Genomic DNA, 15300 nt, shown 5'->3' on the forward strand with positions numbered 1-15300 from the left:
ATGGATCGCGTCAGTGCATATTTGGGGAATTACACCTATTTGACACAGCTCAAGTACGGACCAAAAATATTTCTGGATACCCGGGAATTAAGCTTGACGGCCCATATCATTGCCGACGGATTGTGGGAGAGCTGGATTACGGAGGTGTTTGTGGCGAGTCTATCTCCAGGGGTGACCGTGCTGGATATCGGGGCCAATTGCGGCTACTATTCCTTGCTGGCAGCCCAGCTGACCGGTCCGTCAGGGCGCGTTCATGCGTTTGAGCCCAATCCTTTTCATCATGAAAACCTCATCAAAAGCAAATTGATTAACGGATTTAACCATCTGGAGATTCATCCCTTCGCTCTGAGCGATCGAAATGAGGAAATCATTCTGTACGCTCCCGCACACTTGACGGCTTCAGCCAGTATGTTCGAACATCTGCTTAAGCCGCTGCAGCATGTGGATACCATTCAGCCCGTACGCGTTCCCGCGGTCAAGCTGAGCGACAGACTCCCCGGTTTGAAAGCGGATGTGATCAAAATGGACATTGAAGGGGCGGAGCCGCTCATTTTGGACGAAGTGCTGGACATCATGGAACGGAGCGGAGAATCGAAACTTTTTATGGAATATAACCAGAAAGCCTGGCAAATGCAGGGACACGACTGCGAAGCGATTCTGAATCACATCACGGCGCGGAACTTTGAGCTTTACATCATTCGGCACGATCAAACGCTTCAAAGCGTTACTCCCGGCAGTTTAGTCGAAATGACGAGCGAAGCGACGCATTTTGACCTGCTGATTATCAAAGGGAATTGAAATCGAAACGGGAATTTCTATACAATGAATTGATTCCAAAAGATAAATATGCTACCATGAGGTCAACAACCGCATAAGAAAACGGGAGCTTGGAGGAAGCCAGGCTGAGAGGGCGGAGTTCTCTGCCGCCGACCGATAACCTGATCTGGATAATGCCAGCGTAGGGAATGGATCGCGTTCATCAACCGATCACAGAAAAGAAACCATGCGTCTTGGCGTATGGTTTTTTTTATTACCGAAGTTAAAAGAAGGAGGAAAGATAAGATGAAAAAAGTATATCTCCAAGGGTCACGCCCTGATCTATTGGTTCCCATGCGTAGGATCGAGCTATCCCCCACCCGTCATCTCAACGGAGAAACCCCCAACGAACCATTGCTCCTCTACGATACGAGCGGTCCGTACACGGATCCTGATGTGGCCATCGATGTGCGCAAGGGATTACCACAATTGCGTCAGAAGTGGATCTTGGAACGGGGAGATGTGGAGGAGTATCCCGGTCGTCCGGTAAATCCGGCGGATGATCGGTTTCATTCCGGGGAAAAAAATGAGCATATAAATCCGTTTCCCTTTCCAAGCCGTCATCCCCTGCGGGCCAAACCGGGAAAAACGGTGACCCAGATGCACTACGCCAAAAAAGGAATCATTACTCCGGAGATGGAGTTTATCGCGATACGAGAAAATGTGAGCCCTGAGTTTGTCCGCGAAGAAGTAGCCCGCGGGCGGGCCATCATCCCCGCCAACATCAACCACCCGGAATCGGAACCGATGATCATCGGCAAACATTTTTATACCAAGATTAATGCCAATATCGGCAACTCAGCCGTTACCTCTTCCATTGAAGAAGAAGTGGAAAAAATGACGTGGGCGATCCGATGGGGCGCCGATACGATCATGGATCTCTCCACCGGAAAAAACATTCACGCCACGCGGGAATGGATCCTTCGCAACTCTCCTGTACCGGTGGGAACGGTCCCGATCTATCAAGCGTTGGAAAAAGTAGGAGGAAAACCGGAAGAATTAACATGGGACATCTACCGCGACACCTTAATCGAACAAGCGGAACAGGGGGTCGATTATTTCACCATCCACGCCGGTCTCCTCTTGCGCTATATTCCATTGACCGCAAGACGGGTAACAGGCATTGTATCCCGAGGTGGCTCCATCATGGCTGCCTGGTGCCTTGCCCATCATGAAGAGAACTTCCTCTATACCCATTTCCGTGAAATCTGTGAGATTTTAAGAACCTATGATATTTCCCTCTCCCTAGGGGATGGGCTCAGGCCCGGCTCCATCGCCGATGCCAACGATGAAGCGCAGTTTGCCGAACTGACCACCTTGGGCGAACTGACCACCATCGCCTGGGAATATGATGTCCAAGTGATGATCGAAGGACCGGGGCATGTCCCGATGCACAAAATCAAAGAAAACGTGGAGATGCAGCAAAGAATTTGTCATGAAGCCCCGTTCTACACGTTAGGTCCCTTGACCACGGATATCGCTCCCGGTTATGACCACATCACTTCCGCCATTGGGGCAGCCATGATCGGCTGGTATGGCACGGCGATGCTCTGTTATGTGACGCCAAAGGAGCACTTGGGCCTTCCCAATAAAGAGGACGTGAAAGAAGGAGTGATCGCCTACAAGATCGCAGCCCACGCAGCCGACCTGGCCAAAGGCCATCCCGGGGCGCAAAAGTGGGATGATGCCCTCTCCAAAGCACGTTTTGAGTTCCGCTGGACAGATCAGTTTAATCTGTCCCTTGACCCCGAGCGGGCCAGGGAATACCATGATGAGACCCTCCCCGCCGAGGCGGCCAAAACCGCTCATTTCTGCTCCATGTGCGGCCCCAAATTCTGCAGTATGCGCATCACGCAGGATATTCGGGAATATGCGGAGAAAAAAGGGCTTAATCCGGAAGAAGCGGTTAAGAAGGGCATGGAAGAAAAGGCGGACGAATTTGTCCAAAAAGGTTCTTCGATCTACCAATAAGATGAAGAGATGTCGCTTAAGTCATTTGACTTTTATGTCCCACTTCTTCTTAAAAACTTACACAAAAAATAACATCCCGTTCCACACTATAGTGGTTCGGGTTTTTTTGTTTGAAACAGCCCACCGAAGTTATCATGCGAAATGATCGATGAGTAAAAACCCTTTTTTTCGAAAAATTTATGCTGCCTTTAACCATTCCTTAACTTCATCTTAACAAAACTTTACGTTCTCTTCATCCTGACGATACATAACTCGGTTAAGATGTCATTGAAGGATTTCCTACAGAATATTCCCGTCTGAATGATTTCCTTCAATACAAGACGAGAAAGGAGAGTCTGTTTGAATTTACAACGTCTCAAAGTGATCGGCTTTGATCTTGGTTACACCTTGGTCCGCAATAGGCGTGAACGCATCTATCAAGGATTCTTGAAAGAAAACGGAATTGAGCTTTCGATTCAGTCGATCGAAAAAGCCTTCCACCTGGCAGATAAAACATTTATGCGTCTTTTCCCCGGTGCTCTGGGAAAACCGGCTAAAACCTTCTATCCATGGTGGCTGGGAATCGTGAACTATCACTTAGAGCTCCAGTTTGATTTGGTAAAACAAACGCAATATTTCTTTGCCCATCAGGACCGGGAGTCATTTTGGGAGCTATTCCCTTGGACGGAATCTGTCCTGAAAGAACTAAAAAAGGCGGGCTATCGGCTGATCTTGCTATCCAACTGGGATAACGGCGCCCGCTCCCTGATCGAGCGCCTGGGCCTTGCCCCCTATTTCGATGACCTGTTGATCTCCGCCGAACTGGGGATACAAAAACCGGATCCCAAGATTTTCAACGAGATGGTAAAGCGGGCACAGTGCAGTCCGGAAGAGGTTCTATACGTGGGTGATAATTATTACGACGATGTGGCGGGCGCAAAAAAAGCAGGGATCGATACGGTTTTGATTAACCGTTTTGGACGCCTTGGCATCGAGGAGATCGATCATCATCCCGTTATCGCAGATATCAGGGAGTTGATCCAACTTTTACAACTGAATGGAGAGCGGTTGGAACATGCCATCTAATTCTCCTGAGACTCCATTTCAAACGGTTCGACATCGAATCGATCATGTGTATGAACGCTTAAGCCCTTCACAAAAGAAAGCGGCGGCCTGGATTCGGAGCCATTCAAACTTGGCGGCTATTCTGACGGCGAAAGAGATTGGCATTGAAGCGGGCGTGAGCGAAGCGACGGTACATCGACTCGTCGCATCCATGGGGTACAAAAGCTTCTTTCAATTGAGAGAGACATTACAACAGGAATTACTCGTAGATCGGACACTGGTCCGGCTGAACCAGCGTAAGTCCATGGAGCCGAAATCTTATATCGAACAAACGATGAGACTAGAATGTCAAAACATCCAAGAAACGCTCTCTCATATTGAGGACGCCATACGTGCCGCGGCAGAACGGATCACGGGAGCGGAACGGGTTTATGTCGCAGGATGGCGTTCAGGGCTTGCGGTCTCGGCCCCGCTTAGTTATCAGTTGAATTTGATTTTAGGGAATACAATGCTGCTCCCTGCGGGAGGTGAGTTGAGCGAGCGAGTTGCTTTTTTGACCGGCAGCGATGTCTTAATTGCCGTTGCATTCCCGCGCTATTGCAAGACGACCTACCGTTTGGTTCAAGAAGCGAAATCCATGAATACACAAACGATTATCTTTACAGATGCACCCATTTCCCCTTTTTATGCGTTCGCTGATGTTGCTCTATTCGCTAAAACCGATAGCTTCGGTTTTCTCGATTCTTATGCCGCACCGTTGATCCTCGCCCAATTATTGGTGCAAGAAGTTGCGAATCAGGCACCCGAGCGGGTGAAACGAAATTTGCAGAAACAAGAACAGCTCTTTCGCGATTGGAAATTGATTTAATAAGGAGGGACCCTCAAATGAAATCCAAGTATCTATCCATTTTTCTCATGGTTGCCATGTTGTTTGTCCTTGCAGCTTGCGGGCAAAAGAACACAACGGGTACGGCGGAATCGAACCGACCCTCTTACGGCACAGAAAACGGCGGACAAGCGACAACTGAGGAAAAAAACAAATACGGCGGGAAATTGGTCTATGCCCTAAGCAATGATGTGGATGGCCTTGATCCTCATCGAACGGTCTCTGCCTCTACCTTTCAGGTGACGAATAACATCTTCGACACATTAATCGGCGTCACCCCAAAGGGTGAATTGGTTCCGCGGCTGGCCAAAGAGTGGCACTCCTCCGAAGACGGATTGACCTGGACATTTTCGTTGCAAGAGAATGTAAAGTTCCATAACGGCAGGATGTTGACCGCAGACGATGTGGTCTACTCCTTTCATCGCTTAAAAGAGAAAGGGAGCCCACGGGCTAAGGATTATGCGAACATCATCGAAGTAAAAGCAGACGGAGAGAATAAAGTGATCTTCTCCCTTGGACAAGCCGATGCCACTTTCCTTTCTTCTTTAGCTATGCCTTGGACTGCCATCGTTGCCAAAGAGGCGGATGCAGATATGAAAAATCATCCGATTGGCACCGGACCGTACAAGTTGGTGGAGTGGGTGCCGCAACAGAGCATTACCCTACAGAAGAATGAAAATTATTTTGTCAAAGGAAAGCCTTATTTGGATGAGGTAACCTTTCAAATCATTCCTGAAGCGACCACCTTGCTGGCCAACCTTCAATCCGGAGCCATCGATATCGCGGGAATTTCCGGAGAACAGGTTGACCAGATCAAGAATGACCCGACTTTAAAAGTCATTGAAAGTCCGATGAATAACGTCCAGGTGCTTGCTTTAAACAATAAGCGCAAACCTTTAGACGATGTGCGCGTCCGACAGGCGATCTCCATGGCCATCAATAAACAACAGGTGATAGACGGCGCAAACTGGGGATACGGGCAGGTAATAGGCAGCCATATGGCACCGACTAGCCCATATTATGTAGATACCACCCAGATCCTCCCTTACGACCTGGATAAAGCAAAGTCACTGTTAAAAGAAGCCGGGTATGAAAAAGGCTTTTCGATGAAACTTTCTTTGCCGGAACCGTACAAGATCCATGTTGACAGCGGACAGATCATTGCAGACCAGTTAAAGAAGATCGGCATCAACCTGAAAATCGAAATGGTTGAATGGGGCAAGTGGGTTCAAGATGTATACACCGGGCGCAATTATGACATGACCATCATCAGCCATACCGGCCGTCTTGATCCTGATGCCATGCTGTCCCGCTATCAGATCGATTCGGGAGAAAATTACTTGAACTATGAAAATCAGGAAGTAGATAATGCGATCAAAGAGGCAAAGATCACGCTGGATGATAAGAAGCGCAGGCAATTATATGAATTTGTCCAAAAAACATTGGCGAAGGAAGTTCCCGCCGTCTATATCCAAGCTCCCTATGCGCTGATTGGCATGAAGAAATTAGTTCAAGGGTATGAGGTTTATCCGATCGATATGATTGAGCTTTCGAACATTTATTTAGAAAAATAGGTTTGTAGGAATGACTATTCGGAGAAAGGAAGTCCGATTGTGGGAATCTTTTGGTTTCACCGTGTCCGCTCGGCACTGCTCTTAATCGTTCTGGTCTCTTTTTTCTCCTTTCTCGTCCTGATGATGCTGCCCGGTGATCCCGTGCAACTGATGTTGGGCATAGAAGCTCCTCCAGAAGTAGCGGAAGAGCTTCGTGCTCAACTCGGTTTTGACAAGCCCTGGTATGTACGGTATGGTGCGTGGATCTGGAACTTGATACACGGAGACTTAGGGGTATCGATCCTTTATGGTCAACCGGTTTCCGCGCTCATATTGGAGCGCATCCCTTTAACCTTGTCCATCACCTTGTTATCACTCGCACTTTCGTTATTGCTCGCATTGCCGTTAGGGATGATTTCCGCTGTGAAAAAGGGATCTTGGGCCGATAAGATGATTCAATGGTTGGTTCAGATTGGACTGGCCGCGCCCAATTTCTGGGTTGGTATTCTATTCATTTTGTTCTTTGCCGTCCATTTGAAGATCCTTCCTCCGAGCGGATACACTCCCATTACCGAAGGCCTGATTCCTCATTTGACCAGCATCCTTTTGCCCTGCTCTTCCTTAGCGCTCGCGGAAGCCGCCGTTCTGATCCGCATGATCCGTGCTTCTCTCCTGGAAGTTTTGGATCGCGATTATATGACCTTTGCCCGGACGAAAGGATTGTCACGGTTTCGCCGTTATACCCACTATGCCTTGCGAAACGGTCTGATCGGCCCCATCACCTTGCTTGGCTTTCAGGTGATGAATCTGCTCGGCGGAGTGATCGTGATTGAAAATATATTCGCCCTGCCCGGCCTTGGCCGCCTTCTGCTCATTGCGGTCCGGCAACGCGATCTCATTCTGGTTCAGGGGTTGGTGATCGTCCTTACCTTTACCGTGATTCTGATCAACCTTTTGCTTGATTTACTCTACACGCTGATCGATCCGCGCATTAAACTTCAAGCAGAAAGGAATGGATCCCGATGAAATCGATCGTAACCGGCGGGACGCTGATCGCATTGATCATTCTTATGGCGTTGATCGGTTGGATCCATCCACCTTACGGTCCCACAGAGATGAATATTGCGGAAAAGTTCCAGCCCCCCTCCCTATCTCACTGGTTGGGCACGGACCAATACGGGCGCGATATCTTAAGCCGCCTCATTGTCGCATCACACTACGCATTGATGGTAAGCATCGGAGCGGTGGGATTGGGCGTGCTTGTTGGAGCATCGCTTGGGGCTATTGCCGGCTATACCCGCAATGGGATCAGTAGGATCATAATGCTGATAATGGATGGACTGTTCGCCTTTCCCAATCTCCTTCTTGCCCTGATGATCGTGAGCACATTGGGAGTAGGAGAGACGAACGCTTTACTGGCCATCGCCATCTTCAATGTGCCGTTGTTTGCCCGGTTGATGTATAGCTTTATCCTGGAGGCACACGCCTATGGCTATGTGAAAGCGGCGTATACCTATGGCGCTGGCCCGGCAAGAGTGTTATTCATTCATATGATCCCGGCTGCCCTTCCCCGCCTTGGCGTCCAGGTGACCACGAGCATGGGCGGCGCGATTCTGGCTGAATCGGCGTTATCCTTCCTCGGGCTTGGCGTTCAACCCCCTTTTCCCAGTTGGGGAGGGATGCTCGACGAAGCGCAACACTATTTATCCGTTGCTCCCTGGTATCCGGTCTTTCCGGGAGTGATGATTCTGATCGCCGTTATGGGCTTTAATCTCCTTGGCGACGGATTAAGGGATTTGCAGCAATAGGAGGAAGATGCATGTTAACCGTAAAGCAACTGAATATAGAAGTGCTGCAGGGAAAACGATGGCATTCGGCGGTCGAACAGATCGGCTTCACCTTGGAACAAGGCGAAATTCTTGGAATCATCGGGGAATCGGGTTCGGGAAAAAGCTTAACGGCGAAGGCCATAGCCAACATTCTCCCCCGTCAGGCAAGAATCGCCTCCGGCGAAATCTATTTCCTTGGCCACAACCTGGTCCACACTCCCCGAACAACCTGGTCCAGGCTTTATGGCCAAGAATTGAGCGTGATCTTTCAAAATCCGATGACCGCTTTAAATCCGGTGATGCGGATCGGAAAACAGCTGACAGACGCGTACCGTACCCATCATCGTTGTTCGGAACAAGAGGCGAAACGGGTCGCGATGAATACCTTAAGCCTGGTGGGAATTCATGATCCGGATCGGGTATACCGGAGCTATCCCCACGAACTAAGCGGCGGGATGAAACAGCGGGTGATGATCGCGATTGCCGTGATCAACAAGCCCCGCCTACTGATTGCCGATGAACCAACCACCGCTCTCGACGCTACCATACGAAAACAGATTCTTGACCTCTTCCTTAAGCTAAGGAAGGAGATGAACCTCTCCATTCTATTGATCAGCCATGATCTCGGCACCATCGGATATCTCTGTGATCAGGTACTGGTTCTCTATGGAGGGCGTCTCCTAGAAAAAGGAAGTCGGCAAAATCTGTTAACCCACCCTCTGCATCCGTATACCAAGGCGCTTCTGGATGCCGTGCCACGCATGCACGGTCCCCTTCAGCTTGTAGGGATCCCTGGGTCCGTACCCAACATCACCGAAGCGAAAAAAGGGTGTATCTTTGCGGCACGGTGCAACTACGCGCGTTCCATTTGTGCCGAAATCGAACCCGAGCTTACGGCAACGACCCTTCCACAAGGCGAAAAACAAGCATTCTATGCTTGCCACTTCCCTCTGAAATGGGAAGTACGGCGCGAAACCGGCCCGCAACCGGAAGAGAGAAACCTTTTGGTGGGGGTGTAAGCATGAACGCACGTCCAGGGCGAACAAATAAGGAGAAATTAATCGAAGTAAAGCACCTGCATAAAAGCTTTCCTCTTCCCGGAAGCCTGTTATTCAGGCGGAAAAAACATTTTCAGGTGTTAAAAGATTTGAACCTAACGATCTATACGGGAGAAACGATCGGTCTGGTCGGCGAAAGCGGGAGCGGAAAGTCCACCCTTGCCGAGTGCATCGGCGGATTACAGTCCATCCCGGCCAATAGCGTCTATTATAAAGGCGTCCCGTTGGAGAAGTTATCCGGAGATGCGTATAAAGCTTATCGGAGGAACGTGCAATTTGTTTTTCAAAGTCCTTATGATACCCTCAATCCGCGAATGACCGTAGCACAGATCATCAGGGAACCGATGCGCATCCAAAAGATGTTTCGGACAAAGAATGAAGAAGATGCGGCCATCAATGATCTGCTCCATGATGTGGGCCTTGATCCCAGTTTTACGCATGCTTTCCCGGGGCAATTGAGCGGTGGACAGTGCCAAAGAGTCGCCATCGCCCGGGCTCTTTCGTTAAAACCTGAACTGATCATTTGTGATGAGGCCGTATCGGCCCTGGATGTATCGGTCCAAGCCACCATATTGAATCTGCTTCAGGACCTGAAGCAGAAATACGATGTTTCTTACCTGTTTATTTCTCATGATCTGGGAGTAGTGCGCAGCATAGCAGACCGGGTCATCGTAGTAAAAAATGGGGAGATCGTGGAAGAAGGAAGGATGGAAGAGGTATTTCATCATCCAAAAGAATCTTATACGAAGGAATTGCTTGCAGCAATACCCGAATAGGAAGGTGAATCGAACATTGAAATGGACCATCCTCGGATTCTGGGGAGCCTACCCGGAAGCCGACTCAGCTACATCCACTTACTTATTGGAAGCGGAAGGTTACCGCTTGCTTGTCGATTGCGGCAGCGGGGCGGTGAGCCGGCTGCAGCGACATCGCTCGATCCAAGATTTGGATGCCTTGATCCTGTCTCATTATCATCACGACCATATCGCCGATGTGGGAGTACTGCAGTACGCCATGCTTATCCAAAACCAGTTAGGAAATCGTAAAAAGCCGCTCCCGATTTACGGACACCGGCACGACATCCGGCACTTTAACGCCTTAACCTTTGCAGAGTACACCACGGGCGTAAGTATTACGGAAGATCAGACGATCAGGATCGGCCCATTTGAAGTCAGCTTTTGCCCGACCACTCACCCCGTCTACTGCCTGGCGATGAGATTCAACCATAACGGCAAAAGCCTGGTCTATACCGCCGATACCGAATGGAGCGAACCGTTGGTGGAATTCGCAAGGGATGCCGACCTCCTTGTTTGCGAAGCCAATCTCTATAATCACCAATGGGGTAAGGTAGGCGGCCACCTGACCGCCGGTCAAGCAGGTGAATTGGCTGCCAAAGCCAGGGTCAAATCCCTCCTGCTTACCCATTTCCCCCACTACGGAGATCTGGAAACCCTGGCCACCCAGGCGAAAGAAACGTATGGCGGGCCGGTTGCTTTGGCCAGGCAAGACATGGTCCTCTCCCTCTAACTTTTGAAACAAGAAACCTAACCCGCTTCCCTTCTTCCCTTGGGGAGCGGGCTTTTTTTCTCCCCATTATGCTGGCCGTGAGGTATCGCTCTCTGGCCTGCGATCCCCTCGTGATCTATGGGATGGTTGACGAAGTCTATGATCCTTATCGGGTAGAGCATCAGGAATTTGGGGGGATTAAGCCCATGGGTCCATGCTCTATCCCAACATTCGCCAACTGCATGACCGTCATTCTTTTACGGGCTTGGAGCAGCATAAAGACGGCAAGGATATTGCCCGCCTTAGCCATCGTATTCCCTCACTCTTTTTTCCGTTTTGACTGCTTCATGTTAATTCACAGCCTCCCTTAATTTCTCCAGGGTCATGCGCTCAACAAATTTGGAGAATTTTTCTTTCTTTTTCCCGTTTTGCTGAAACAACTCGATGAGTTTGCGCACGACAGGAATCAACTGTTGCTCCGTTAACCCCGAAAGGAATAATACTCCCAGCGTCGGTTTCAACGATTTGCCGTCACCACCTACATAAATATCATAAGTGTCTCTCATCTTGACGATCCCAATATCTTTTAACAAAGGCTCGCTCGTGCCGAGTGCGCAGCCGGCAAACCCGATTTTCAGAGGACTTGGCACTTCATGTCCGGAAATCGCTTCATCCAGCGCTCGCGCTACATCCAAACCGGCTTCTTCTGCACCACGGCAGAAATTACAAGAAATAAGGCTCTTTGTTACAAAACCTGCGGGGTGAATTTGCAAACCCGCATTCTTTAGCTTTTCCTTGATTTCCTCCACTCTTACTTCATCCACCTCAACATATAGCTGCTTGAATGGGGTTAATTCGATTTTGGCATTTTCCCCCACCGTGGTTCCTAGAACAGCTAAGTGTTCCGGTTTAAATAAGGTTCCACCCACTTCAAATCCGGGAGTAACTGCGAACTTCACAAAGCCCATTTTTCTCAACCTCCCCAGTCATAACAGGATCTTCACGGACACGTCTACTCGTTGTAACAGAAAGTATCTCTTACATATACCTCCATAGGGTATAAAAGCAATTAAAACGTACGGTTTACCGCAAAGATCAAACCGCTTGACTCATCTGAGCCGAACAGTCTGCCGCATCATGAATGGTTTTCCATACGATTCGGCTTTCTTGTTTTTATGATAGTATACCCCTGTATTGTATTTGTCAAGGTTCAAATCCTTGCTTAAACTTAACAAAAATTTAATCGGTAACCTTCTAAAATGGTACTCGGTAGTCGGGGGCAAATTTTTTGATGAAGGAGTGGAACATCATGAAAGGAAAACATGTTTGGCTGACATCGGTTCTGGTTGTTGCCATGCTCTCCATTGCAGCCGTTACTTCGACATTTGCAGCGCCGAAATTGACGGTTGAAAAAACGAATGATCCGATTTCCAAATCGGTGGATATTAGCCAACAGTCATCCGGTGCCGTGACCGTTATGAAGAAACCTGTCCAACCGGTCATCGACGATACAGCGGAAACGTCAAGCCGTGTAACCGTCGATGGGAAACCCGTACATGCCCTTCAACTGTCAAAGGAAAGCATCAAAGAGATCAAATTGTCGGAAGCGGATGAGGCCGGTGTTCTGGCAACCTACCACGTCGACATCACACTGCCCGGTCAAACCCTTGCCCGAATCAGCGACAGCAATGGCAATCCGTGGCATCTGACAAGGGGAGAAGAGGTCACCCTCACTCTCTCATGGCTTCCGAGAGATGCGGCGCTTCGTGTCGGACTCATTGACTCCGACAACACGTTCCATTATGTTCACTTTACAGGCGGTGCGGACGCGGTCACTTTCACGGTGAATGTGGCGGACGACTACCGCGTTGGCATTTACAATACCGACACACACGAAGCGGAAATCTCGGGAGATATCACGATTTAATCCAATGAAGTGAAATGCCCCCGACTACGTTTTGAGGTGACGAAAAAATGAGATTATTAATTGTGGAAGACGAAGAGGATCTGGCAAACGCCATAAAAAAAGGCCTGCAAAAAGAAGGGTTCGCCGTGGATGTTGCATTTGACGGCCTGGAAGGGGACCGGCTTACCGAGATTTATTCCTACGATCTCGTGCTGCTGGATTTAAACCTGCCGGAAATAAACGGTCTTAAGCTGTTGCAACACATTCGCAAACGTTCCTCGCAAACCAGGGTGTTGATTCTCACCGCCCGTACGGAGATTGAGGATCGGATTCATGGGTTGAATATGGGAGCGGACGACTATTTGGGCAAGCCGTTTCATTTTGGAGAACTGAAGGCAAGAATCCGTGCTTTGTTACGGCGCGACATTTCCATCGGCACCCCCGTTTTAAGCTACGGTCCGGTTGAATTGAATACCGTCACCATGACCGTTACATGCGGTGGTCATCTCCTGTCGTTGACCCGAAAAGAGCTGGCGATCCTCCATTATTTTTTGTCCCATCCCGATCGCGTCATTAGCTCCGAGGAATTATTGGAGCATGTGTGGGATCAAAACGCCGATCTCTTTTCAAACGCCGTAAGGGTTCATATCACTTCGCTGCGAAACAAGGTGAAACCGTTTCTGCCGGAAGTCAATCTTTTGGAAACCGTTCCGGGAATCGGATATCGGCTGAACCGGCAATTGAAGGAGTATGCGGCGCCATGAGGAACCAATTTCAACTCACTTTGAAGAAACGGATGGTTCTCTGGAACGCCCTTTTATTGATCCTGGCAGGTTTATTCCTGGTCATTGCCATGAATGTGTTCATCCATATGATGCTGCCCAAAGTATATGTGACGGCCACGGAATCACAAGTGGAATCGGATCCGGACCCGCATTTTCCCACCATTGAAAAGGTGGACATCGGAAACAGTACAGGTATTCAGCAGGAAGTGCTAGCGTCGGATATTGGCTATTCCTCTTCGATTCTCACGTTTAAAAAACGCATCCAGATGTTTTCCATCGTTTGTTTGCTCGCGGTGATGGCGCTGGGCAGTGCAGGAGCTTATTATATCTCCAAAAAGTCGCTCTTTCCCGTGCGCCAATTGGCCGACCGCATCAAAAAAATAAACGCCAATCAGTTGTCGGTTCAACTTCCTGTGGCTGGACCGGACGATGAATTGAAGGATTTGTCGGAAGCGTTCAATACGATGCTGCAAACGTTGGACCGTTCGTTTCAGCAGCAAAAGCATTTCATTTCCAATGCCGCCCATGAGTTTCGTACGCCCATAACCGTTTTGCAAACCAATCTGGAAGTGGTCAAACACGACAGCGCGGCCACAGCAGAGGATTATCATCGGCTGATGGACGTATTCGACAAGACGTTAAGCCGAATGATCCGAATGATCAACGATTTGCTCGTCCTTGCGAAAGACGACCTAATCAAAAAAGAACCCATAGAAATCGTCGCGATCATGGATAAAACGATTGCCGATCTCAAGAATTTGGCCGACAAACACGGCGTTTCCGTCGAAGTTTCGAATGAATGCCGCTCCGTTCTGCTCGGCAACGAAGTTTTATTGCAGCGCGCCCTGAGCAATTTGGTTGAAAATGCCATTCTGTACAATCGCCCGAACGGCAACGTGATCATTTCTTGTCAGCTGCAGGAAGATGAACTATGGATATCGATCTCAAATACGGGGGCCGGGATTGAACCAGAGCACATGCCGTATATCTTCGAGCCCTTTTATAGAACCGACCGGAGCCGAACAAAGAACAAAATGGGCGCAGGGCTTGGATTGTCGATTGCCTCCTCGGTTGTTCACAAGCATGGCGGGAGGATCGATGTTCATCAAAAACAAGGAGTAACTTGTTTTACGGTCCGTTTTCCCCTATCTGAGATGCTTTCAGATCAATCTCTCCCCGTTTCAGGTTCAACTTGATTTGAATCCACTGCAGGCGTTCCCTTGCGACGGTTCGTTCTCTCAAAAAAAACAGATAGAATCCATCCTGTTGTGATCATCAATAAGTATAGAATTTGCTCTCGGGATAACCCGTAGAAAGCAGACGTTTTGGTTTTAAAGATGGAAACCAGCATAAGGCCCATGCCGTAATAGATGAGTACATTTAGAATCATGTTCCCGGTGCCCAACAACACCGAACTCTTTCTCCATAACCAAATCCACATGGGCAGCGTGACCAGAAAAATGTAGATGTTAACGGGGTGGTACCGAAAGTCAGGGTTTTCGAGGGAGATCCCCCAGGGGAGATGGGTCGTCGTACCATACTGTTTGTCCAACAGGCTGTACACCAGCATGGCTGTGACCCATCCCAGAGCCATCAAATCCGCAAAAAAGAGTCTGGGAATCTTCATCGTCCACAAAGCTCTGTCCATATACAGCAAAGCTGCCCCCGCTCCCAACCAAACTCCCGCGGTATGACCGGGCATGATCAAAACCCCGAGTGGAAAGGTCCACAGCAGGGAGGGTGCATAGAGCAGAGGGCTGAGCTTCCAAACCAGAAAAGCGATGATGAAAGCGTTAAGTAATTTGTCCGGAAGAGGGCGTTCCGCAAAAGCGGATTTCTTCAATGCATGCTTCAGTGCACCGTAACCGGCAATGCCGGATACTCCCATCAGTAACCAGTCCAATCGAATCATCAATGAGCCGAATTGCAAAACGTCCAGCATGGAG

Annotated in this window: 16 protein-coding genes; 13 read left to right on the forward strand and 3 right to left on the reverse strand. The window is 49.2% G+C overall.

Annotated elements, in window-relative coordinates:
- The 10 genes from THEAE_RS22185 to THEAE_RS0113875 all read left to right on the forward strand — a co-directional run bounded on the left by THEAE_RS22185 (position 1) and on the right by THEAE_RS0113875 (position 10684).
- The gene (locus THEAE_RS22185) at positions 1-798 is read left to right on the forward strand and encodes an FkbM family methyltransferase (protein ID WP_052330026.1); all 798 of its coding nucleotides are present in this window, start codon (positions 1-3) and stop codon (positions 796-798) included.
- A gap of 264 nt (positions 799-1062) precedes the next feature.
- Positions 1063-2787 carry a phosphomethylpyrimidine synthase ThiC gene (gene thiC, locus THEAE_RS0113835; RefSeq protein WP_245605562.1) on the forward strand — a complete coding sequence of 575 codons (1725 nt, stop codon included), beginning with the start codon at positions 1063-1065 and terminating at the stop codon, positions 2785-2787.
- Between the two features lie 339 nt (positions 2788-3126).
- The gene (locus tag THEAE_RS21060) at positions 3127-3852 is read left to right on the forward strand and encodes an HAD family hydrolase (protein WP_245605563.1); all 726 of its coding nucleotides are present in this window, start codon (positions 3127-3129) and stop codon (positions 3850-3852) included.
- A complete protein-coding gene (locus THEAE_RS0113845) occupies positions 3842-4699 on the forward strand; it encodes a MurR/RpiR family transcriptional regulator (RefSeq protein ID WP_028987883.1) in 858 nt (285 codons plus the stop codon). The genes THEAE_RS21060 and THEAE_RS0113845 overlap by 11 nt, the downstream gene beginning before the upstream one ends.
- Before the next feature lie 17 nt (positions 4700-4716).
- Positions 4717-6291, forward strand: coding sequence for an ABC transporter substrate-binding protein (locus THEAE_RS0113850; protein ID WP_028987884.1), 1575 nt, complete (start codon positions 4717-4719; stop codon positions 6289-6291).
- 39 nt (positions 6292-6330) lie between these two features.
- The gene (locus THEAE_RS0113855; protein ID WP_052330029.1) at positions 6331-7296 is read left to right on the forward strand and encodes an ABC transporter permease; all 966 of its coding nucleotides are present in this window, start codon (positions 6331-6333) and stop codon (positions 7294-7296) included.
- On the forward strand, positions 7293-8078 hold the full coding sequence (locus THEAE_RS0113860) for an ABC transporter permease (protein ID WP_028987886.1): 786 nt from the start codon (positions 7293-7295) through the stop codon (positions 8076-8078). Before THEAE_RS0113855 ends, THEAE_RS0113860 begins: the two co-directional genes overlap by 4 nt.
- Positions 8079-8089: 11 nt before the next feature.
- Entirely contained in the window at positions 8090-9118 is a 1029-nt protein-coding gene (locus THEAE_RS21065; protein ID WP_052330031.1) for an ABC transporter ATP-binding protein, read from the forward strand.
- A 2-nt stretch (positions 9119-9120) separates the two neighbouring features.
- Positions 9121-9933, forward strand: a complete 813-nt coding sequence (locus THEAE_RS21070; RefSeq protein WP_039945242.1) for an ABC transporter ATP-binding protein — start codon at positions 9121-9123, stop codon at positions 9931-9933.
- A 4-nt stretch (positions 9934-9937) separates the two neighbouring features.
- The gene (locus tag THEAE_RS0113875; RefSeq protein WP_342665760.1) at positions 9938-10684 is read left to right on the forward strand and encodes an MBL fold metallo-hydrolase; all 747 of its coding nucleotides are present in this window, start codon (positions 9938-9940) and stop codon (positions 10682-10684) included.
- 160 nt (positions 10685-10844) lie between these two features.
- On the opposite strand, the gene THEAE_RS23715 is transcribed toward THEAE_RS0113875, so the two are convergent.
- Together THEAE_RS23715 and THEAE_RS0113885 are read right to left on the reverse strand one after the other, a co-directional pair.
- Positions 10845-10973: a hypothetical protein gene (locus THEAE_RS23715; RefSeq protein ID WP_281169579.1), complete on the reverse strand. Its 129-nt coding sequence runs from the start codon at positions 10971-10973 to the stop codon at positions 10845-10847.
- 40 nt (positions 10974-11013) lie between these two features.
- Positions 11014-11631 carry an NAD(P)/FAD-dependent oxidoreductase gene (locus tag THEAE_RS0113885; protein ID WP_028987888.1) on the reverse strand — a complete coding sequence of 206 codons (618 nt, stop codon included), beginning with the start codon at positions 11629-11631 and terminating at the stop codon, positions 11014-11016.
- Positions 11632-11972: 341 nt separating this feature from the next.
- Between THEAE_RS0113885 and THEAE_RS0113890 the strand changes: the two genes are divergently transcribed.
- The 3 genes from THEAE_RS0113890 to THEAE_RS0113900 are packed head-to-tail and all read left to right on the forward strand — an operon-like array spanning position 11973 to position 14550.
- Positions 11973-12590 (forward strand): hypothetical protein, encoded by a 618-nt coding sequence (locus THEAE_RS0113890; RefSeq protein WP_028987889.1) that lies wholly within the window; start codon positions 11973-11975, stop codon positions 12588-12590.
- Positions 12591-12637: 47 nt separating this feature from the next.
- Positions 12638-13333, forward strand: coding sequence for a response regulator transcription factor (locus THEAE_RS0113895; protein ID WP_028987890.1), 696 nt, complete (start codon positions 12638-12640; stop codon positions 13331-13333).
- Positions 13330-14550 carry a sensor histidine kinase gene (locus tag THEAE_RS0113900; protein WP_028987891.1) on the forward strand — a complete coding sequence of 407 codons (1221 nt, stop codon included), beginning with the start codon at positions 13330-13332 and terminating at the stop codon, positions 14548-14550. Before THEAE_RS0113895 ends, THEAE_RS0113900 begins: the two co-directional genes overlap by 4 nt.
- On the opposite strand, the gene THEAE_RS0113905 is transcribed toward THEAE_RS0113900, so the two are convergent.
- The gene (locus THEAE_RS0113905; RefSeq protein ID WP_028987892.1) at positions 14520-15296 is read right to left on the reverse strand and encodes a prolipoprotein diacylglyceryl transferase; all 777 of its coding nucleotides are present in this window, start codon (positions 15294-15296) and stop codon (positions 14520-14522) included. The two genes, THEAE_RS0113900 and THEAE_RS0113905, sit on opposite strands and share 31 nt — an antisense overlap.
- Positions 15297-15300: the final 4 nt, after the last annotated feature.

This window comes from Thermicanus aegyptius DSM 12793, assembly GCF_000510645.1.
In the GTDB taxonomy this organism is placed as follows: Bacteria; Bacillota; Bacilli; order Thermicanales; family Thermicanaceae; genus Thermicanus; species Thermicanus aegyptius.